This window comes from Sutcliffiella horikoshii, assembly GCF_008180725.1.
Lineage (GTDB): Bacteria > Bacillota > Bacilli > Bacillales > Bacillaceae_I > Sutcliffiella_A > Sutcliffiella_A horikoshii_B.
The window spans coordinates 48,140-67,664 of the sequence record NZ_VTEV01000012.1; the positions used below are offsets into that span (position 1 = coordinate 48,140).

A 19,525-nucleotide genomic window follows, 5' to 3' on the forward strand; every position below is an offset into this window, starting at 1 on the left:
TCCTTAAAATACTGCAATTTGTGCGTAAATAAATTGGGTAACTAATGAAATATAGTTAACCAAAAAAATCAGCTTCTTGCTCGTTTATTTGAATCTTCAACTTCTTCAGAATTAAAACCAAATAAGGATAACAGGGTTGACTCTTGGTTTTCCAAAGTAACTTCCCACCTTTCTAATCTTACCTTAATTAAGAAAATCTTTATTCAACGGTAGATAAACCAACAAAAAAAGCACTGTCCTTATATCTGCAGATGACACACGTATGGTGTACTACAGATATAGAGACAGTGCTTCTGCTCTACATCTATTCAGAAAATAGACTATCAAATTATATTGCTTAGCTTCTCGAATTTTTTTCCAATTGCTTATATTTAATATCTATTACAGGATTAGTAGCTTTTGCAAACAAAAGTAAATAATAATTCTTTAGAGAATCAGAATATTGATTAAAAGTTCAGCAAATTATATTGAGATTAGGCAATTTAGAAGTGTTGCTTATTGCAGTCACAGGATTTTTGAACAGAATCCTGTCCCGTCCTGCATCACTATCACCTCTAATACAATTGTACCAAAATACTCTGCAGCCGAATATAGTAATTCTAATACATGCCTATCCATAGTACATTATCAATATGCTCCAGCATTTACTACCCGTTCGCCAACCTTTTCAATAGCATTTTCTACATACTCCATAAATCCATCTAATGTCTGTGGATATTTTATCTTTTTAGCAAATTCTATACCAAACAAAGGACACTCTTCGAATAATGATGTATTAAAAATTTGATAGTCAGTAGTTTCATTTGAATAGAATATAGGCTGACTTCTTACAAATTTAGATATCTCATCCTTCGTAAAAGCTTTAGTTGTCATATTGAAATTATGTTTTTGCTCAGTTGAAAGTTGAAATTGAAACTCAGTAAAGTCTACATAACCAGTACACCCGATTGAGACTCCGTGAGCAGGCATCTTTTTATGAACAAAACTATCATCAAAATGAACTTTTAGATAAGAAGAAATTAAATTAGCTGAAGCATGGCAGCACCAAGGAAAGGTATTCAATTCCCCTCTGTGGACTACATTAAAGAAGTGGTATAAGTAATACGTATAATCCTCTGCAATCAGTTCACAAAAGTCTCTAATCTTTTCTGACAACCTCTACACCCCCTTAATAGTTATGATTTTCTCTTTAGTTTAGCATATAGAATAAGAGGTTTGATAACCAAGTACCAACTAAAGTTCACTAACGATTAATAACAACGGCTTAAATATTCATACTTAATCCTCTCCTTTAATTTCTCCTATTCTTCAACTTCCTTCTCTAAGCTAAAAGTTGAAGATGTCATTAATGCATTGAAAGAACACAAAGTAGTGCAGAATAAAGCCTTGGAACAAATAGGTAACGATTACTATGATAAAGACTTTGTCTTTGCAAAAATGGAGCGACATCATGGTTATCCGAATGTTATTAAGACTATTCAAAATAGGATGGCTAGATTACTTGCTTTGGCGAATCTAAACAAAACACTGACACCCCACGGTTTAAGGCATACTCACACGTCCCTTCTTGCCGAGGCGGGTGTCTCACTTGAACAAATCCTGGATCGGTTGGGTCATACTGACGATCAAATTACAAAAAATGTGTACCTTCATGTAACTCAAGAAATGAAAAAAGAAGCCTCTCAAAAGTTCACTGAACTCATGAAAGACCTCTGTTAATTTACTTCAATGTTAGCAGAATGCTAGAATTTCACTCTCACCTTACTCAAAAACCAACTCATATCAATGGTTTGAGGGCATTATTACATCATTCCGCCCATTCCACCCATGCCGCCCATGTCAGGCATGCCGCCGCCAGCGTTTTCTTCTGGGATGTCTGCTACTACTGCTTCGGTAGTTAGGAACATCGCAGATACGGAAGCTGCGTTTTGTAGTGCGGAACGAGATACTTTGGTTGGGTCTACGATACCAGCGTCAAGCATGTTTACCCATTCGCCTGTTGCTGCGTTGAATCCAACTCCGATTTCTTCTTTCTTTAGACGATCTACGATAACAGATCCTTCTAGACCAGCGTTGTGCGCGATTTGGCGTACAGGCTCTTCCATTGCGCGAAGGACGATGTTCACACCAGTTGCTTCGTCGCCTTCTGCTTGGATTTCTGCTACTTTGTTGTAGATGTTTACGAATGCTGTACCACCACCGGCTACGATTCCTTCTTCAACAGCAGCACGTGTGGAGTTTAGAGCATCTTCAATGCGAAGTTTACGCTCTTTAAGTTCTGTTTCTGTTGCCGCTCCAACTTTGATTACAGCTACGCCACCAGCGATTTTAGCTAGGCGCTCTTGTAATTTTTCACGGTCGAATTCAGAAGTTGTATCTTCTAATTGTGCACGGATTTGCCCTACGCGAGCTTGGATCTCGTCAGTGTTGCCGTGTCCGTTAACAACTGTTGTGTTTTCTTTTGTTACAACGATTTTGTCTGCGCGTCCTAATTGGCTGATGTTCGCAGTTTTTAGGTCAAGACCTAGTTCTTCTGTGATCACTTCTCCGCCAGTTAGTACTGCGATGTCTTGAAGCATTGCTTTACGACGGTCACCGAATCCAGGAGCTTTAACCGCTACTGCATTGAATGTTCCACGTAATTTGTTCACTACTAATGTAGCCAACGCTTCACCTTCTACGTCTTCTGCAATCAGTAACAACGGCTTGCCTTGTTGAACTACTTGCTCAAGCACTGGAAGGATTTCTTGGATGTTCGTGATTTTCTTATCTGTGATTAACACATAAGGGTTTTCAAGAACAGCTTCCATTTTGTCAGAGTCTGTTACCATGTATGGAGATGCATATCCACGGTCGAATTGCATACCTTCTACTACTTCAAGCTCTGTAGTGAAGCCTTTGGACTCTTCCAAAGTGATAACGCCGTCGTTCCCAACGCGCTCCATTGCTTCTGCAATCAATTGACCTACTTCTTCGTCTGCTGCAGAGATAGCTGCAACTTGTGCGATAGAAGCTTTGCCTTCGATTGGTTTAGAGATTGTTTTTAATTCTTCGATTGCTACAGCAACCGCTTTTTCAATTCCTTTACGAACGCCCATTGGGTTCGCTCCAGCTGTAACGTTCTTTAATCCTTCGCGGATCATTGCTTGCGCAAGAACTGTTGCAGTTGTTGTACCGTCACCAGCAACGTCGTTTGTTTTGCTTGCAACTTCTGCTACAAGTTTCGCACCCATGTTTTCGAATGCATCTTCTAATTCGATTTCTTTCGCGATCGTTACACCATCATTTGTGATTAGTGGAGAACCGAATTTCTTTTCAAGTACTACGTTACGTCCTTTTGGTCCTAATGTTACTTTCACTGCATCAGCTAGTTTGTCTACACCGCGAAGCATGGAGCGGCGAGCTTCTTCACTGAACTTAATTTCTTTTGCCATGATAGATAGACCTCCTTAGGAAATTAAATAAATTTTGGTTACTGCTCGGTTGATTTCCGTTGCAGGCGCTCGCTTTCCATGGGCGGTCCGGGAGCCTCCTCGGCTTCGCCTGTGGGGTCTCCCCTGTCCCTTCCTCCCATAGGAGTCTCGCGCCTTCCACTTCAATCAACCATTTAGAAATTTTATAAGATGCGGGGCTAGTTCGGTTAGCTCTCCGCTTTGATGATTAGATTATTTGCTTACTACTGCAAGTACGTCTGTTTCTTTTAGGATTAGAAGTTCTTTTCCTTCGAATTTCACTTCAGTTCCTGCGTATTTAGAGAAGATTACGCTGTCGCCTTCTGCTACTTCAAGTGCTACACGCTCTCCGCTTTCTAGTACGCGGCCAGTTCCTACTGCTACTACTTTACCTTCTTGAGGTTTTTCTTTCGCAGAGTCCGGTAATACGATACCACTTGCCGTTTTTTCCTCTGATTGAACAAGTTCAATTACAATGCGATCGCCTAATGGCTTTAACATGAAAACAACCTCCTTGGTTTCATATGTAATATTTTTTATTAGCACTCTTATCACTTGAGTGCTAACACAATTATTATAATAATGAATCTGCTTCTGTTTTGCAAGTATCTTTATCTAAAAAATTTTCGACTTGCAACCCTTTTCATTATCTTCAAGTGCCTGGAGGTTTAAACGTATTCTTTTCGTAAAATCTACGCATTATGGGAAACCTTATCGTTACAGGGACATATAGATTATATGGTACAATACGAAAAGTGAATAATGCATAAGGCTCTTTTCATAAAGGTAGTTGCTATACCTAGTAAAAAGTCGGCAATTGGACTTTTTACCGCTTATCTACTCTATTTTTCTGTGTAATCTTTTCTGATTCCAGAAGAAAAGAGCACGACAGTATGGAGTATAACGAGTACTTTATTCATACGATAAAACAACAACTATTACGAAAATAGCCTTGAAAAAGAGGAGCTTATTATGACAAAAAACTATTGGTTGGTCATTATTACATATGTCCTGATGCAGCTGTCCGGATTGCTTGGGTACCCGCTGTTGATCTGGCTTGGCGTCGGGGAAGGCATGGAGCGTGCCACCAGAGAGCCATATCTCATCGGCGTCTGGGCATTTATCAGCTTTACAGTTGGATTGGCCATTGTTGCCTGGATACTCCGCAACGAATGGACCAAAGGCGACTTCCGAGGCGAAACGGCCTCCATCCCGAAAACAGTACTATGGGCGGCTGTTGGCTTCCCGCTTGCACTGATTGGGCAGGCTGTGGCGGCACAGATTGAGCTGCAGATTTTCGGCATTCAGCCTGGCTCTGAAAATACACAAGAGATCATGGGATTTGTGACGGCATTCCCTGTCATGATTTTTGCCGTTGCTGTCGCTGGACCAATTCTAGAGGAAATCATTTTCCGGAAGATCATTTTCGGTGCCATCTATAAGAAGTTTAACTTTGCTATCGCACTGACAGTGAGTTCGCTACTTTTTGCCGTGGTCCATCAAGATTTCAAGCATCTGCTCATATACTTTGTCATGGGAGGCATTTTCGCTTTCCTATATGTAAAAACGAACCGCATCATCGTTCCCATCATCGCTCACGTTGCCATGAACTCGTTCGTGGTCACAGTGCAATATGTATTCAGAGATGATATAGAAGAAATGATGCGTCAAATGGAAGAAATGCAGAAGAACTTACCGAATTTTATTTCGTTCTTTTAAACAGCTCTCCGTTAGAGCTGAACTTACCTGGAGGATTTGCACATGAAAATAACACCATTACGAATGGTTTTCTTCTATGCGATCATGGGCAGCTTATTCTTGTACCTGGCGATTGTTTCTGTGAAGGATACCATCTGGCACTGGCACACAATTTTATTAATGCTCATTGCCACTTTTGACTTTGGTGTAGCTATTCGTTCTTATCTGCTACATCAGAAGATTAAAGAGATACAACAGAAGAAAAAGTGATTGGAGACTCGTACCTGGTTTTGGGGTGCGGGTTTTTTTATTTAGGGGAGTCTGTGAATCGAGTTGATTTCCGTTTCAGGCGCTTCGCTTGCCTGCGGGCGGTCCGTGAGCCTCCTCGGCTTGCAGCCTGTGGGGTCTCACCTGTCCCTTCTTCCCGCGGGCGTCTTCGCGCCTTGCACTGCAATCAACTTGGGGTTAGCACTTACCAAGGGTTTGGGGTTTGGTTTTTACTAGAAGTGGTTTTGGTAATTAGGTTTGTGTTTTTGGGGTTGGGGCGCGGGTGTTTTTGAAATGTTACCTTTTTTGTAGAAAAAGCGGGGGAATTTACTCGTTTTGAGGAGGCTCTTGAAGGGTTCGGTCATTTCGCTCAGGTGTTCGGACAATTTTCTCGTTTTTTTTAGGGGATTCGGACATTTGAGGTTGCTGTTCGGTCAACTTTCAACGACCTTTGGACACTTCAAAATTTCCTTCGGACAAATTCAGAAAAACTTCGGTCAACTTTGCCAAATCTTTGGTCAACTTCGTGGAAACTTCGGTCAATTTTCGAAAATCTTCGGACATTTGGCACGATTGGCCGCGTCATCTGTCCCTATGCCCCACTTCCCAAAGTCCACCGCCCTCTGTGACGTGTCCCTTTAACGCAGGCTCCATTAAACAAAACAAGCCCGTCCCCTAAAAAGAGACGAGCCTGCTTAAATCTAGTTATTCATCTTCTCTTCCTGCTCCATCAACGCTGCCGCTTTCTGCGCTTTTCTATAAGACACACGAGAAATCACAATACTGATTTCATATAGCAAGAACAACGGTACGGTTACCATCAAATGCGAGATCAGCTCTGGCGGTGTAATCAATCCACCGACTACAAGCAGGCCAAAGTAAGCGAACTTACGGATTTCCACCAAAAAGCTTGGTGTAATGAGGCCAAGCCTTGTTAAGAACATCACAATTACCGGCATTTGAAATAATATCCCAAACGGTAGGGTCAGCTGAAACAAGAATTGAAAGTATTCGTTGATTCCGATTACCTGGTTTATTTCCAACCGGTCTGCAAGCCTACCCATGAAATCCACGACAAACGGGAATAAAATGAAGTAAGAGAAAGCTAGTCCGCTTAAAAACAGGAAAATGGAAATTGGTATATAGCTTAACGTTACTCTCCGTTCTTTTTCTAACAAGCCTGGGCTGATGAAGGCCCAAAGCTGATAGAGCGTGACGGGGAACGTTATGATAAATGCAATTAAAAAGGCGAATTGCATAAAGATCTTGATGGGGTCTGTCATACGAAAGGCGTTCATCGTCAGCTCTTTCGCTTCATCTGTTTGCTGTAAATAGACAATGATCGGTTCGGCCAAGAAGAAGCCGCCGATTGCCGAAACGAAAAAGAAGGATGCTGTGATGATGATTCTTTTTCGGAGCTCGCCTATATGGTCATACACCGACATTTCTCTATCTAGCATATATGTTCATCCTTACATTACTTCGTTTCTTCTTTTTTCTCTTTAGAATCGTCGTCATCGGCCAATCCTTTAGTTGCGTTTTTGAATTCGCGCAATGTGTTCCCTGCTGCTTTCCCAAGTTGAGGCAACTTGCTTGGACCGAAAATAAGTAGTGCTACAAATACAATAAGTAAGAGGCTTCCCATTCCTAATGAACCCATATTTGACACCTCCTCGAAATATTCTTATTCTACAACTTTTTTACTCGCTTGGATAGTGCTTGAGAAAATATACCAATGACTGCAGTTCCACCGCTAAATCAATGTGATGGATGCGTATCTCTTCCGGAACATTGATACGTGCCGGTGTAAAGTTCAGTATGCCCTTTACTCCCTTTTCTACAAGTCTATCCGCTATTGGCTGTGCTACCGGAGCCGGAACCGTCAAGATGGCTACCGTTACATTCTCGGGCATTTGTTCTTCAATATCGTCTAAATGATAAACAGGGACTCCTCCGATTTCCGAGCCGATCTTGGACTCGTCCACATCAAAGGCCATCACTATTTTCGTATTATTATTTTTCATAAAATTATAATGTAGGAAGGCGGTTCCTAAATTACCTACACCTATTAGAGTAACATATGTTAATTCGTCTTGGTCGAGCGTTTTCCTGAAAAAAGTTAACAAATATTGAACATTATATCCATATCCCTTTTTCCCCAACGCACCAAAGTAACTGAAGTCCCTGCGGATCGTGGCGCTGTCCACCTTTACCGCCTCACTAAGCTCCGCAGATGACACGCGCTGCTTGCCGGACGAATGCAAATTCTGGATGAAACGATAATATAACGGCAAGCGCTTAGCCGTTGCCTGTGGAATTTTCATTTGTTCGTTATTCATTTTACTCCCCCATTTGTCGAACCTGTTTGCCTTTCTATTTTAACACGGAACGAAAACGATTACATTTCTATGTCTATACTAATTTACCTGACTGAATGGTTCCCCTAAGGCTCGCAGTTCGGGGCCGAAACGGAATCGGGCGATTTTTCAGATTTACGGGCGATAATCTCGATTTACGGTCGATTCGGCCAAAACCAGCCCCTCCCTCAAAACCAGATACCCAAAATCTTGATGTATACCCCAAAGAAAGATACACTTAATCTAGAATTACTCGAGGTGAAGATGATGATTATTTTACAAGTGAATCAGTTGACCAAATACTTTGGCGCTGACCTTATTTTATCGAATATAAAACTAGAAGTACAATCCAAAGATAGAATTGCCCTTGTCGGACGCAACGGGGCAGGGAAATCTACTCTATTAAAAATCATATCCAATCAGCTATCCTTTGATTCAGGAGACCTGATTAAACCTAAAGGCGTGTCGATCGGCTATCTTGCCCAGGACACGGGGTTGCAGACTGAGCGCTCGATCTGGGACGAGATGCTGACCGTATTCACCGGCCTGCGCGAACTGGAAACACAGATGCGCACACTCGAAGCGAAAATGGGAGATCCCGCTTATTTTGAAGACGAGACGCAATATGCTCGCATCCTCAAAGAATACGACGAGGTCCAAGAAGCCTTCAAGCAAAAAGGCGGCTTTCAATATGAAGCAGATATTCGCTCCGTCTTGCACGGCCTGCGTTTTTCAGAATATGATTACCAAACTCCAATTGAAACACTCAGTGGCGGACAACGGACCCGCTTGGCCTTAGCGAAACTGCTTTTGACCAAGCCAGACCTGCTCATTCTCGATGAGCCGACCAACCACTTGGACATTGACACCCTTTCCTGGCTGGAGAACTACCTCCAAGGTTACCCTGGTGCCCTGCTGATTGTTTCCCATGACCGCTATTTCTTGGACAAGGTGGTTAACATTGTTTACGAGATTTCGCGTAAACAGTCCGCTAAATTCATCGGGAACTACAGCAAGTATTTAGAGCAAAAAGCAGAACAGTATGAACGCGACATGAAGATGTTCGAAAAGCAACAGGACGAGATTGCCAAGCTGCAAGATTTTGTGGCAAAGAACTTGGCCCGTGCCTCTACTACTAAACGTGCGCAAAGCCGTCGCAAACAGCTTGAGAAGATGGAAGTGATGGACCGGCCAAAAGGTGACGAAAAATCTGCCTCCATCATGTTTGATATTGACCGCCAAAGTGGAAATGATGTTCTTAAAGCAAGAGATCTAGCCGTTTCCTACGATACGAATCCGGTCTTCCGTCAAGTGGACTTTTCGATGAGCCGCGGCGACAGTGTTGCACTTGTCGGGCCAAACGGGATCGGGAAGTCTACCTTATTAAAGACGCTTGTCGGAAAATTAAAGCCGCTGGAAGGTACGTTTTCCTTTGGCGCTAATGTGTCGATCAGCTATTACGACCAGCAGCAGGCAGACCTTACCTCCAACAAAAGCGTTCTAGCGGAGCTGTGGGATGAATATCCTCAGAAAATGGAGAAAGAGATCCGGACCGTTCTAGGAAACTTTCTATTTTCCGGGGATGATGTGCTGAAGCCTGTATCCACCTTGAGTGGTGGCGAAAAAGCACGTCTTGCCCTTTCCAAGCTGATGATGGAGCGCTCAAACGTGCTAATTCTCGATGAGCCTACCAACCACTTGGACCTAGACAGCAAGGAAATCCTTGAGAATGCCTTGATTGATTATCCTGGCACCATCCTTTTCGTCTCCCATGACCGTTATTTTATCAACCGCTTGGCGACGAAGGTTTATGAATTGAGTACGGACGGCGCAACAGAGTACTTGGGCGACTATGACTATTATGTAGAGAAAAAAGAAGAGGCGTTGGAACTGGAGCGATTGGAAGCGGAAACTGCTACTTCTAAAAAGGTCACTTCAGCCGCAGTTAATGATGCCCCTGAGAAAATGAGCTACGAACAGGAAAAAGAAGCAAAGCGCCTCGAACGCCAGCGCAAACGCCGTGTCGAAGAGATCGAAAAAGAGATGGAAGAGCTCGAACAGAAAATCGAGCATAACGAAAGCGAGCTTTGTTTGCCTGAAGTCTATCAGGATCATGAAAAAGTGCTGGAGCTGAACACAGCGAACGAAGCGTTTCAGGAAAGGCTTCTTGAATTGATGGAGGAATGGGAAGAGCTCGTGTAAGTTGGTTAGGGGGATTAGATGAATAGATTTTTTTCGATTGTTATATTGATGGTGATCATCACCAACACAATTAGATACTTTTACTATATCTTTACCGGCCCGCTAGAGGCTTACTATTTTGTTATGCTCGCTATCAACCTTGCAGGGTTTGGGCTTGGGATATACTATTTATTTTTCCAAAAGAAAAAACAGCGCAACTAGCAACAAAACCGCTCAGTCAAACCAGTGACTGGGCGGTTTTTTATATTCTTATCTCGTCGCACTGGACAAAGTGGAAGCCTTCCTCAGCATTCCCCAATTGGGCAGGTAAGCGAATAGCGCTATAGCCAACAGCAGGACAAAGTTAAGGCCAATCTTCCATCCGTCCATATCCACCAAAACATTCAACAAGAAATCCCTTGTAGTGGGAAGGAGAAAAGCAATTGCAAGTAGGGCCAATGATCCAAATCCCCCAATTAAACCAAGGCGGTAAAAGATGGTTCCAAGCAAAAATCCAAGTGATAATAGAAGGAAACAGATAACCAGATCCACAAACAGCTGGTTATACCAGGTATTTGCCAAAGTCGTCATCTCTACCGTATGGTAAGTAAGGAAGCTCCCACTTGCTGCCATGCCTACAAACCCATCGAAAATGCTCTTAACGATTACATGTATGGTGGAAAATATCACTGCCACGACCGTGCAATAGATTAAGACACTTAGCAAGTATTGATTTCTTGTCGCGCCAAACTTTATGCAATAAGGGAAGGTCTCCTTTGTTGTTAAAAATCCCGTGATGCCACAGAAAATATAGATGGCCATGCTTGTGGAAACAACCATCTTCGTGTCAAAGGATAGGACAATAACAAACATGGCTGTCAAACTGAGCAAAAGAATCGACCAAAATACCATAAACGAAAACCGCATATCCACAGCCAAGTAATAGAGTACTGCCTTCATATCCTTAAGCATATTGCTTTCCTCCCTTTAACTCTTCTTCTGTCATATATACCATCAGTTGCTGAATTGAGCTCCGGTCAGCATCCAAGTTGTGCACGGCCGCTTCTTCCACCGTCAGCCCTTCACCATATAAAGTTGCTGTCTTCCTGCCTGCCAAAACGGACTCATGCAACACACGCTTGCCTTGTGCAAACTCATCCACCACTTCTTTTTTCCCTGACACGGTGATGCTTGAATCAAGAAGCTCTTCTGTGGATTTGTGGAAAACCAGCTGCCCACTTCTCATCAAGACCACTTCTTCAAACAAGTTACTCACCTCATCAATCAGATGTGTGGATAAGATGATGGTTCTCGGAAACTCTTCATATTCTTCTAAGAGCACTTCATAAAATTTAAATCTGGCGGCTGCGTCGAGTCCGATATACGGTTCATCGAGGATGGTGATTTTCGCTCTGCTCGCCAGGCCGATGATGATACCAAGGGAGGATTCCATCCCTTTTGATAAGCCTTTTGTTTTGAGGGTCGGACTTAGATTGAAGGTTCCGAGCAGTGCATTTGCCGTATCCCATGACCAGTTTGGGTAAAAAAGCGAAGCCACTTTTAAAATATCTCTGATTTTAAGACGTTTAATGAAGTTGTTGCTTTCATTTACAAGGCAGATATCTTTAGTGATTTGTCTGTTGTTAAATGGGGTTTCGCCGTTAATAAGGATTTCTCCTGATGAAGGTAGCGCATGACCGGCTAGCATTTGCATTAGTGTCGTTTTACCCGCACCGTTTCGTCCGAGCAAACCGTATATTTTGTTTTCCTCAAGCATTATTGACAGGCTATCCACAGCTTTTTTGTTTCCGTAGACCTTGGATACATTCTTTAGCTCTATTTTCATTGCTCTTCCCCCTCGCTGATCAATGTCGCTAATTCCTCTTCCGTAATGCCAAGCTTACTTGCTTCCTTTTTTAGTGGAACGATGTAATCTTTAAAAAATGCCGCTTTTCTTTTCGTCAGGATGATTCGCTTTGCTCCCTCTGCCACAAACATTCCTACTCCCCTTTTCTTAAATAAGATTTCCTGATCGACCAACTGATTGATTCCCTTCGCTGCGGTTGCTGGGTTGATCTGATAATATTTCGCAAATTCGTTCGTAGACGGCACCCGCTCTCCCTCCTGCATGCTGCCTTCTAAGATGCCGCTCTCGATCAGTTCGGCCACCTGCTGGAAAATGGGGATGTCACTCTTAAGGTTGATTTCCATGTTTTTGATTCACCTACTTTGGATTGACTGGTGTTTAGTTGTTATGTTATTTGGTTCATTAGTTATGTAACTAACTATATAAGTTAGAGGAGGAGAAGTCAATAGGGTTATTAGCAATTTTTACAAATTTTTACGAGGGGGATTTGTATTGCTTGCCCGATCTGTTACCGAAATTGATGAAGCAGAGACGCTTTGGTCACATAGAAGCCTCCTCTGTTACCTATCTTGGCTGAGCGATGATACTTTGGTCACTGAGATAGCCTCTCTGTTACCTATTTAGATCAGTTGCATTCGTTTCGGGCGTTGATAAACGTTAAACCAGCCACCCAATTAAAAGTCAGGTAACTATGAAGAATTCTATTTGCCCGAAGCAGCGTGCTGAGTACCAAAATAGTCTTATAGAAGCCGTCTATACGACCGAAGCTCCCTGCAAAGCTACCCTTCAGTCTAATAGATCCCTTCTATACGACCGAAGCACCAGCAAAAGCTACTCTAAAGTCTAATAGAGCCCTTCTATACAACCGAAGCACCAGCAAAAGCTACTCTAAAGTCTAATAGGGCCCTTCTATACGACCGAAGCCTTCCACAAAGCTCCCCTTTAGTCTAATAGAACCTCTCTATACGACCGAAGCCGCTCACCAAGCTTCCCTTCAGTCCAATAGAACCCCTCTATACGACCGAAGCACTTCACCAAGCTCCCCTTCTGTCCAATAGACTTCTCCACACCCACCCCAAGCCAAAGTTACCAACACACCCTCCCACCCCCTAACCGCAAATTTTGTCGAACAAAAAAGGTATCCTGCTGAAGCTTGTCGACTAGCACCACTTACCCACAGCCTTATACACATATCCACCCTTGTTTTATAAGTTATCAAGATAAATATCCACACTATCCACAAAAATACACAAAGTTATCCACATTTTTTATTCACATTTTGGAGGTTTATTTTAGTGAATATTTGGGTATCTATCCACATTTAATCCACAGGTGTGTGGATAACACTTCAAACTCCCCCTAAAGCCGCTCCCCTCAACAAAGCAAGCGCCTCCAAAAGCAAAAGAAAAAGCCTCCCAACTGAACAACGTCAGTTAAAAGGCTCCTCAATATCCAAACCTGGATTCGCATTTAAATCCATTCCAGATCTCTTTCCTAAACGATACATCACACTACCCACTGTCGCAATCATCGCTGCGTTGTCCGTACACAAGGATAACGGTGGAATCACCAAGTTCTTCCCTTCCTTATCCACAGCTTCCTGCAATGCCGCGCGCAATCCTCTATTCGCAGCAACACCGCCTGCAAGCAACACTTGATTCACGCCGTATTCTTTCATCGCCCGTATCGTTTTTCCAACGAGTACTTCAATCACGCTCTCCTGGAAGCTTGCCGCAAGGTCCTCCGCCGCAATTTCTTCCCCTTTTTGCTTGGCGTTGTGGAGGGTGTTGATAACTGCTGACTTCAATCCTGAAAAGCTGAAATCATAGGAGTCTTCCTCAAGCCATGCTCTTGGCAGCTTAATAGAAGGCGTCCCTTCCCCAGCCATACGGTCAATATGCGGGCCACCCGGATAAGGCAATTGAAGGGTACGCGCCACCTTGTCGTAGGCTTCTCCTACGGCATCATCACGGGTTTCCCCAATTACTTCAAAGGAACCGTGCTCTTTCATGTAGACAAGCTCTGTGTGTCCACCCGACACGACGAGTGCCAGCAACGGGAAGTCTAGGTCCGCCACCAGCTGATTGGCATAGATATGACCTGCAATATGGTGGACGCCGACGAGTGGTTTTTGATGAGCGAATGCCAGCGCCTTAGCCGCGTTCACACCAATCAACAGTGCACCAACAAGTCCCGGTCCTTCTGTCACAGCAATGGCATCAATGTCTGCCATGGTCAAGCCGCCCTGCTCTAACGCTTCCTCTAATACCACCGTCATTTGCTCTACATGATGACGAGAAGCGATTTCTGGTACCACTCCGCCAAAACGCTGGTGACTTTCAATTTGAGAAGAGACAATGTTCGAAACAATCTCTTTTCCATTCTTAATAATCGCCACCGCCGTCTCATCACAACTCGTTTCAATTCCTAATATTAGTTCGTCTTTTGCTTCAGTTAATTTCATATATTCACCCACATCACTAGTGCATCTTCATTGTTATCCACATAGTATTTTTTCCGGATTCCACCGTTCTGGAAGCCGTGTTTTCGATAGAGCCCTTGTGCCACTAAATTCGATACCCTAACTTCAAGCGAAACAGTGGTTGCTCCGACCATTTTACAATATTCCATCGCTTTGCCTAACAAAAGATCCCCAAGTTTCCGGCCCCGACAAGCAGGATCCACTGCAATATTGGTAATCTGCGCTTCTCCCATTACAATCCAAATCCCGCAATAGCCGATTACCCGGTCATCTTCTTTCATCACTAGGTAATGGGCATATGGATTGTTGGTCAACTCATAATAAAAGGCATCCTTTGTCCAAGGTGTGGCAAACGACTTCAGCTCCACACGATGCACCCCTTCAATATCGTAAACCGTCATTTTTGAAATTCCTACCAATGAATTCATTCCGCTCACCTATTTTTCTTTACTTTCCAGCCATTTCGCCTCTGCTTCTGCAAGTCTCGTATAATTCGGCACGAAGGAATGAGCATCCTCGGCCTCTCTTTTCAACCCAAGAAAAGCCAGCTCGCTTGGGCTTGGGTTATTTTCACTGACCTGTGCAAAATGTGCCAGTTCCCCAAGGTACTCTATGACGGTTTCCTTATGGAGGTGCACATCATTTCCGATAAACAACACCGGCTCCTGCCTGTCTTTTAGCGCCTGCAACCAGTCTGTCATCAAAATGTTCACGTCCTCAATCTCTGTCACGAGATCGTCCTCTTGAAAGCGATATAGCCCTGTATACACCTGACCGCGTCTCGCATCCTGCAAAGCACAGATGCTTCCGTCAAAATATCGGCCGTTAGCCGCCACAAGCTCTAGACTTGAAACCCCAACAAGCGGAATGTTCAACGACCACGCCAACGTTTTCGCAAGTGTCACACCAATCCTTACTCCCGTATAAGAACCAGGTCCTTTTCCGACCACAATTCGCGTAAGGTCACTTGGCGCGACATCGCAGTCCTGCATCAGTTTTTCCACTGCTGGCATCGCTCGCAACGAATGATTCTTTTTCACATTTGTCACCAGTTCCCCGATCACTTTATTTTCATCAACTATAGCTACGCCCAACACATAAGTCGACGTATCAATCGCTAGCACTTTGGTCATTCCATTAACTCCTTACATATAGCTTCATATCTTTCCCCTTTTGGTGTGAGAACAATCTTACGCTCATCATCGCCATGGTGATAGATATAGATTTCCAACCGTTCACTTGGTAAAAACTCTTCAATCAGATGGGCCCACTCCACCACGGTGACACCTTCACCTTCAAAATAATCATCAAACCCCAAGTCCTCTTCACTGTCAGCCAAGCGGTACACATCCATATGATAAAGTGGAAGGCGGCCCTGATACTCTTTAATGATGGTAAAGGTCGGACTGTTCACGTTCCTTTTAATCTTCATTCCTTTTGCCAAGCCTTTTGTAAAAGTCGTCTTCCCGGCGCCGAGATCCCCTTCTAACAACAGAACCTCCCCGCCTTCCATCAACTTGCCAAGGGCCTCGGACTTTGCCATCGTTTCCTCAGCTGAATGTGTCATAATCTCCACTTGCAACATATCATCCTACTCCTAACCTCTATTAAAATGATTATAGCCTTCTTTTTTTAATTCCTGTACGCCATCATGAGACTTTAAGAAGGCTCGTCCTTCGCCACTAGAGACGGTGCCTATTTTCGTAATCTTAATTCCGGCTGTCTGGCACTCCTCCTGCAGCTTAACCCAATCCGTCTCAGGAATGGAACCGACCAATTCAAAGTCTTCTCCACCGGTCATCGCCCATTGGAAAGCTTTTTCCGCACGATAATTCTGTAAATCTTCACTTATTGGTATTGTTTCCTTATTTATTAAAATATCTACCTGGCTCGCCTCTGCAATCTCCAAAAGCTCACTTGCCAAGCCGTCACTCACATCATTTAATGAAACACGTTCAAACTTGCTTAACATCCTTCCCAATGTCACTTGGGGCTTAGGCCGCTGATGGTACTCCATTAAAGATGGATGTTCGGTAGAAGCACCCTCATTATGTAAAAGAATATCCAAACCACCCGCCGAATCCCCCACTGTTCCAGAGACAAACACCACATCTCCTTCTTTAGCACGGGAACGAAGCAGCCTCTTGCCTTTTTCCACTTGGCCAATCACAAATACACTCAATACCATCGTTTTGCCGGAAGTCGTGTCCCCGCCAATCAAATCCACTTCATATTGGTCCCCAAGCGACCTCATGCCATCATAAATCGCTCTCAGTTCCTCCTGGCTCCATTCCTTAGAGATCGTGATGGAGACAAGATAATACAAAGGATATCCACCCATCGCCGCCACATCACTAATATTAGCTGCCAACGCCTTATATCCAATATCAAAAGGTTTCATCGTACCACGCGTAAAATGAACACCCTCTACCATCGTATCTACACACACAATTTTCTCAAAGCCTTCTTCTACTCCGATTATGGCCGCGTCGTCCCCAATTCCAACCACCTTTTGTGCATGAAACAATCGCTCTGGCTGAATATCCTTAATAAAAGCAAATTCATCTGAAATGGACAAGCTCTTCACTCCTCTGCTTCCGACTGCTACCCACTATTATAGCGAAAGCATCTTCATAAAGAAAATAATTCTGCCAAGAAAAGCATCAATAGGTTTAACCCTCCCATAAAAAGGATATGGACAAGAGAACGCTTAAATTTAGAGGAGGAATATAAGAAATGGCATACACAGATCGTGAAGCTACTCAAGACAGAGTAGAGCAAAAAGTTGAAAACATGGACCCTGCTAAGAAAGAACAGATCCTGGCCGACTTCGATACCTTCAAGAGCTATTTAAGTGACAAAGTCTCCAAAGGAAAGAAAGTGGGCCTTGGAGAAGAACAACTAGCTATGGCCGCAGAAAAAGTAGCAGATTACTTAGCCAAGCATGAAGACCCTCGAAATAGTGAAGAGAAACTTCTTCAAGAATTATGGAAAGTCGGCGACAAAGACGAGCGCCACAAACTAGCACATATGCTTGTTAAACTAGTGGATTAATAGTACTAGTCTAAATATACTTATTCGGTTTAATCACAAGTTTTTATTAGCCACCTTTTAGGGTGGCTTTTTCTATGGGTAAAATTTCCTTATTAAAAAATTGATAAAAAAGAAGGAATTTGTCATAATTTATAGAATATTTAAACTTGGTTGCCGATATATACTATATAGGGGGCAAATACTATTACAGGAGGGAATACAATGCGCTTTACTGGTTTTTTCTTTTTTCTCATCATGGCAGTAGCATTAACAGGATGTAACAACGGAGGAACGGAAGCAGATGCTGAAGAGGCAATCGGCTTAGAATACGCCTTCGAAAATAATGGACAAGAATTTGAGATAATCCACGTGTACCAGTTGTACGAAGCATTCTATGAAGAAGGACTAAAAGGGGACGAGGCAACTGCACTGTACACTTCAAGCATCCTTGATGAGGTTGCAGATAAATGCTATAAAGGCGGCGAGTTCGAAACAAATACAGAATATGCTCTTGCACCACCAAAGAACAGAATTGCCGTTCAAGATAACCTGAAGAGAATGGATTCCAAAAAGATCAATGCTGCTGTTAAAGACGCATTAACAAAGTCTTCTAACGAACTACCACTTGAAGGAAGCAAAACAACAGTATGTGTGTTCCCGACAGACAACAATGCACCGGCCACTTTCGTTACTGCTGGTGTTGGCAAGATCGTCGTATTCTATGATCGTAATACAACAGACAAAATGCTAAAAGCAGGTGTCGCAAACAAATATCACAACAGCTACTGGGTTGATAACCATTATAATGGTGAAACATTTACTGTGTTAGATAACCTTGTTATTGAAGGAAAAGGTACTATGTTCCAAAAACTAGTTTACCCTAATATTGATGTAGCGCCAGTAGACGAAGAATACAACAAAGATTTATGGACAAGAATTGAAGGCGAGCTAGAAAAAGAAGATGATAAAAAGACACAAGAAATCTTCAAAGGCGGAAGGAACGGCCTACCAAGTCAATATGGCTACAGCGAAAGCTATAAAATGCTGCAATCCTTCGTGAACGCAAATGAAGGTGCATCCATTGAAGACTGGTCTGCAGCTACTTCTGAAGAGATCTTGGAAGCACATAAAGCGAATTATAATTGATTGTAGGTTTATGTAGATGGAATGGGGCCTCAAAAAGGGGCTTCATTCTTTTTTGTTTTGATTATGATTGTGAATTAGCTAGCTCAGGTTGATGCTGGTGAGGTTAGTTGGATTGGGGCTGTAATTTAGGGAGTGTAGACTTTGGTATATTTATGTCGAATGGCATTTATATGACGCAAAGTGGCTAATAAATCAAAAAGTTGGCTAATAAAATCTAAAAGTGGCTTATAAATTTGCAATCTCCATCAATAAATTCATAAATGGCTTTACAGAACTTCAAACACTACATATAATCCTTAAATATTCCTTGAAAATTGCGATCTCAAGTAATAAATTCCTGAATCTCACTAAAAAAAGACAAAAAAATAACGAAACCTAGTTTCGCATTTTAAAAGAATGGCGGTCCCGACCGGGATCGAACCGGCGATCTCCTGCGTGACAGGCAGGCATGTTAACCGCTACACCACGGGACCTTATTTGGTTGCGGGGACAGGATTTGAACCTGCGACCTTCGGGTTATGAGCCCGACGAGCTACCAGACTGCTCCACCCCGCGATAATAATATATGCTATTTTACAAAAGCACTTGCCTGGCAACGTCCTACTCTCACAGGGGGAGATCCCCCAACTACCATCGGCGCTGAAGAGCTTAACTTCCGTGTTCGGTATGGGAACGGGTGTGACCTCTTCGCCATCATTACCAGACATATGCTATTATAATATAACTTGTAGGAAAAATCAAGAAGTTTTCTCAAACTTTTTGTTCCTTCAAAACTAGATAATGTGTTCGTATCAAGAAATTCATATCGTTCACTTATTTCAATACTTATTGGGTTAAGTCCTCGATCGATTAGTATTCGTCAGCTCCACATGTCGCCATGCTTCCACCTCGAACCTATCTACCTGATCATCTTTCAGGGATCTTACTTACCGAAGTAAAAGGAAATCTCATCTTGAGGGGGGCTTCATGCTTAGATGCTTTCAGCACTTATCCCGTCCGCACGTAGCTACCCAGCTATGCCTTTGGCAAGACAACTGGTACA

At 43.1% G+C, this 19,525-nt stretch carries 21 protein-coding genes, 2 tRNA genes and 2 rRNA genes; 7 read left to right on the plus strand and 18 right to left on the minus strand.

Going from position 1 to position 19,525, the window contains the following annotated elements:
- Positions 1–627 precede the first annotated feature (627 nt).
- Positions 628–1,155: a hypothetical protein gene (locus FZC76_RS20750; RefSeq protein ID WP_148990062.1), complete on the minus strand. Its 528-nt coding sequence runs from the start codon at positions 1,153–1,155 to the stop codon at positions 628–630.
- Between the two features lie 198 nt (positions 1,156–1,353).
- Between FZC76_RS20750 and FZC76_RS20755 the strand changes: the two genes are divergently transcribed.
- Positions 1,354–1,719 (plus strand): tyrosine-type recombinase/integrase, encoded by a 366-nt coding sequence (locus tag FZC76_RS20755; RefSeq protein WP_262372743.1) that lies wholly within the window; start codon positions 1,354–1,356, stop codon positions 1,717–1,719.
- An 83-nt stretch (positions 1,720–1,802) separates the two neighbouring features.
- Here FZC76_RS20755 and groL read toward each other — a convergent pair whose 3' ends face one another.
- Together groL and groES are read right to left on the minus strand one after the other, a co-directional pair.
- Complete coding sequence (groL, locus tag FZC76_RS20760; protein ID WP_060666774.1) at positions 1,803–3,434, minus strand: chaperonin GroEL; 1,632 nt, start codon at positions 3,432–3,434, stop codon at positions 1,803–1,805.
- A gap of 231 nt (positions 3,435–3,665) precedes the next feature.
- Positions 3,666–3,953, minus strand: a complete 288-nt coding sequence (gene groES, locus FZC76_RS20765; protein WP_148990064.1) for a co-chaperone GroES — start codon at positions 3,951–3,953, stop codon at positions 3,666–3,668.
- A 471-nt stretch (positions 3,954–4,424) separates the two neighbouring features.
- Between groES and FZC76_RS20770 the strand changes: the two genes are divergently transcribed.
- Together FZC76_RS20770 and FZC76_RS20775 are read left to right on the plus strand one after the other, a co-directional pair.
- Positions 4,425–5,171 carry a CPBP family intramembrane glutamic endopeptidase gene (locus tag FZC76_RS20770; RefSeq protein ID WP_148990065.1) on the plus strand — a complete coding sequence of 249 codons (747 nt, stop codon included), beginning with the start codon at positions 4,425–4,427 and terminating at the stop codon, positions 5,169–5,171.
- A 42-nt stretch (positions 5,172–5,213) separates the two neighbouring features.
- Positions 5,214–5,420, plus strand: a complete 207-nt coding sequence (locus FZC76_RS20775) for a YdiK family protein (RefSeq protein WP_088016794.1) — start codon at positions 5,214–5,216, stop codon at positions 5,418–5,420.
- A gap of 698 nt (positions 5,421–6,118) precedes the next feature.
- On the opposite strand, the gene tatC is transcribed toward FZC76_RS20775, so the two are convergent.
- The 3 genes from tatC to FZC76_RS20795 are packed head-to-tail and all read right to left on the minus strand — an operon-like array spanning position 6,119 to position 7,756.
- Positions 6,119–6,877 carry a twin-arginine translocase subunit TatC gene (tatC, locus tag FZC76_RS20785; RefSeq protein ID WP_148990067.1) on the minus strand — a complete coding sequence of 253 codons (759 nt, stop codon included), beginning with the start codon at positions 6,875–6,877 and terminating at the stop codon, positions 6,119–6,121.
- Positions 6,878–6,894: 17 nt separating this feature from the next.
- Positions 6,895–7,077: a twin-arginine translocase TatA/TatE family subunit gene (locus FZC76_RS20790; protein ID WP_010191755.1), complete on the minus strand. Its 183-nt coding sequence runs from the start codon at positions 7,075–7,077 to the stop codon at positions 6,895–6,897.
- A 40-nt stretch (positions 7,078–7,117) separates the two neighbouring features.
- Positions 7,118–7,756, minus strand: a complete 639-nt coding sequence (locus FZC76_RS20795; protein ID WP_148990068.1) for a redox-sensing transcriptional repressor Rex — start codon at positions 7,754–7,756, stop codon at positions 7,118–7,120.
- A gap of 285 nt (positions 7,757–8,041) precedes the next feature.
- On the opposite strand from FZC76_RS20795, the gene FZC76_RS20800 reads away from it, so the two are divergent.
- Both FZC76_RS20800 and FZC76_RS20805 read left to right on the plus strand, forming a co-directional pair.
- Positions 8,042–9,976, plus strand: a complete 1,935-nt coding sequence (locus tag FZC76_RS20800) for an ABC-F family ATP-binding cassette domain-containing protein (RefSeq protein ID WP_148990084.1) — start codon at positions 8,042–8,044, stop codon at positions 9,974–9,976.
- Positions 9,977–9,994: 18 nt separating this feature from the next.
- Positions 9,995–10,177: a hypothetical protein gene (locus FZC76_RS20805; RefSeq protein ID WP_148990069.1), complete on the plus strand. Its 183-nt coding sequence runs from the start codon at positions 9,995–9,997 to the stop codon at positions 10,175–10,177.
- A 48-nt stretch (positions 10,178–10,225) separates the two neighbouring features.
- Here FZC76_RS20805 and FZC76_RS20810 read toward each other — a convergent pair whose 3' ends face one another.
- The 8 genes from FZC76_RS20810 to thiL form a co-directional block, all read right to left on the minus strand.
- The gene (locus FZC76_RS20810; RefSeq protein ID WP_148990070.1) at positions 10,226–10,927 is read right to left on the minus strand and encodes a hypothetical protein; all 702 of its coding nucleotides are present in this window, start codon (positions 10,925–10,927) and stop codon (positions 10,226–10,228) included.
- Positions 10,920–11,801 carry an ABC transporter ATP-binding protein gene (locus tag FZC76_RS20815; protein ID WP_148990071.1) on the minus strand — a complete coding sequence of 294 codons (882 nt, stop codon included), beginning with the start codon at positions 11,799–11,801 and terminating at the stop codon, positions 10,920–10,922. The genes FZC76_RS20810 and FZC76_RS20815 overlap by 8 nt, the downstream gene beginning before the upstream one ends.
- Positions 11,798–12,166, minus strand: coding sequence for a GntR family transcriptional regulator (locus FZC76_RS20820; RefSeq protein ID WP_148990072.1), 369 nt, complete (start codon positions 12,164–12,166; stop codon positions 11,798–11,800). The genes FZC76_RS20815 and FZC76_RS20820 overlap by 4 nt, the downstream gene beginning before the upstream one ends.
- A 1,085-nt stretch (positions 12,167–13,251) precedes the next feature.
- Positions 13,252–14,286, minus strand: a complete 1,035-nt coding sequence (gene tsaD, locus FZC76_RS20825; RefSeq protein WP_187442174.1) for a tRNA (adenosine(37)-N6)-threonylcarbamoyltransferase complex transferase subunit TsaD — start codon at positions 14,284–14,286, stop codon at positions 13,252–13,254.
- Complete coding sequence (gene rimI / locus FZC76_RS20830) at positions 14,283–14,732, minus strand: ribosomal protein S18-alanine N-acetyltransferase (RefSeq protein ID WP_148990074.1); 450 nt, start codon at positions 14,730–14,732, stop codon at positions 14,283–14,285. Before rimI ends, tsaD begins: the two co-directional genes overlap by 4 nt.
- 9 nt (positions 14,733–14,741) lie before the next feature.
- A complete protein-coding gene (tsaB, locus tag FZC76_RS20835; RefSeq protein WP_148990075.1) occupies positions 14,742–15,437 on the minus strand; it encodes a tRNA (adenosine(37)-N6)-threonylcarbamoyltransferase complex dimerization subunit type 1 TsaB in 696 nt (231 codons plus the stop codon).
- A complete protein-coding gene (gene tsaE / locus FZC76_RS20840) occupies positions 15,434–15,889 on the minus strand; it encodes a tRNA (adenosine(37)-N6)-threonylcarbamoyltransferase complex ATPase subunit type 1 TsaE (protein ID WP_148990076.1) in 456 nt (151 codons plus the stop codon). The genes tsaB and tsaE overlap by 4 nt, the downstream gene beginning before the upstream one ends.
- 12 nt (positions 15,890–15,901) lie before the next feature.
- The gene (thiL, locus tag FZC76_RS20845; protein ID WP_148990077.1) at positions 15,902–16,882 is read right to left on the minus strand and encodes a thiamine-phosphate kinase; all 981 of its coding nucleotides are present in this window, start codon (positions 16,880–16,882) and stop codon (positions 15,902–15,904) included.
- Between the two features lie 215 nt (positions 16,883–17,097).
- Between thiL and FZC76_RS20850 the strand changes: the two genes are divergently transcribed.
- Both FZC76_RS20850 and FZC76_RS20855 read left to right on the plus strand, forming a co-directional pair.
- Positions 17,098–17,358: a DUF3243 domain-containing protein gene (locus FZC76_RS20850; RefSeq protein WP_392396862.1), complete on the plus strand. Its 261-nt coding sequence runs from the start codon at positions 17,098–17,100 to the stop codon at positions 17,356–17,358.
- A 201-nt stretch (positions 17,359–17,559) separates the two neighbouring features.
- A complete protein-coding gene (locus tag FZC76_RS20855; protein WP_148990079.1) occupies positions 17,560–18,483 on the plus strand; it encodes a DUF2268 domain-containing putative Zn-dependent protease in 924 nt (307 codons plus the stop codon).
- 397 nt (positions 18,484–18,880) lie between these two features.
- Here the strand turns inward: FZC76_RS20855 and FZC76_RS20860 are convergent.
- From FZC76_RS20860 to FZC76_RS20875, 4 genes are all read right to left on the minus strand, one after another.
- Positions 18,881–18,956 (minus strand) — tRNA-Asp (locus FZC76_RS20860).
- A 5-nt stretch (positions 18,957–18,961) separates the two neighbouring features.
- Positions 18,962–19,038, minus strand: a tRNA-Met gene (locus tag FZC76_RS20865).
- 32 nt (positions 19,039–19,070) lie between these two features.
- Positions 19,071–19,187: ribosomal RNA gene (gene rrf / locus FZC76_RS20870) — 5S ribosomal RNA — on the minus strand.
- A gap of 125 nt (positions 19,188–19,312) precedes the next feature.
- A 23S ribosomal RNA gene (locus tag FZC76_RS20875) occupies positions 19,313–19,525 on the minus strand; the annotation flags it as partial.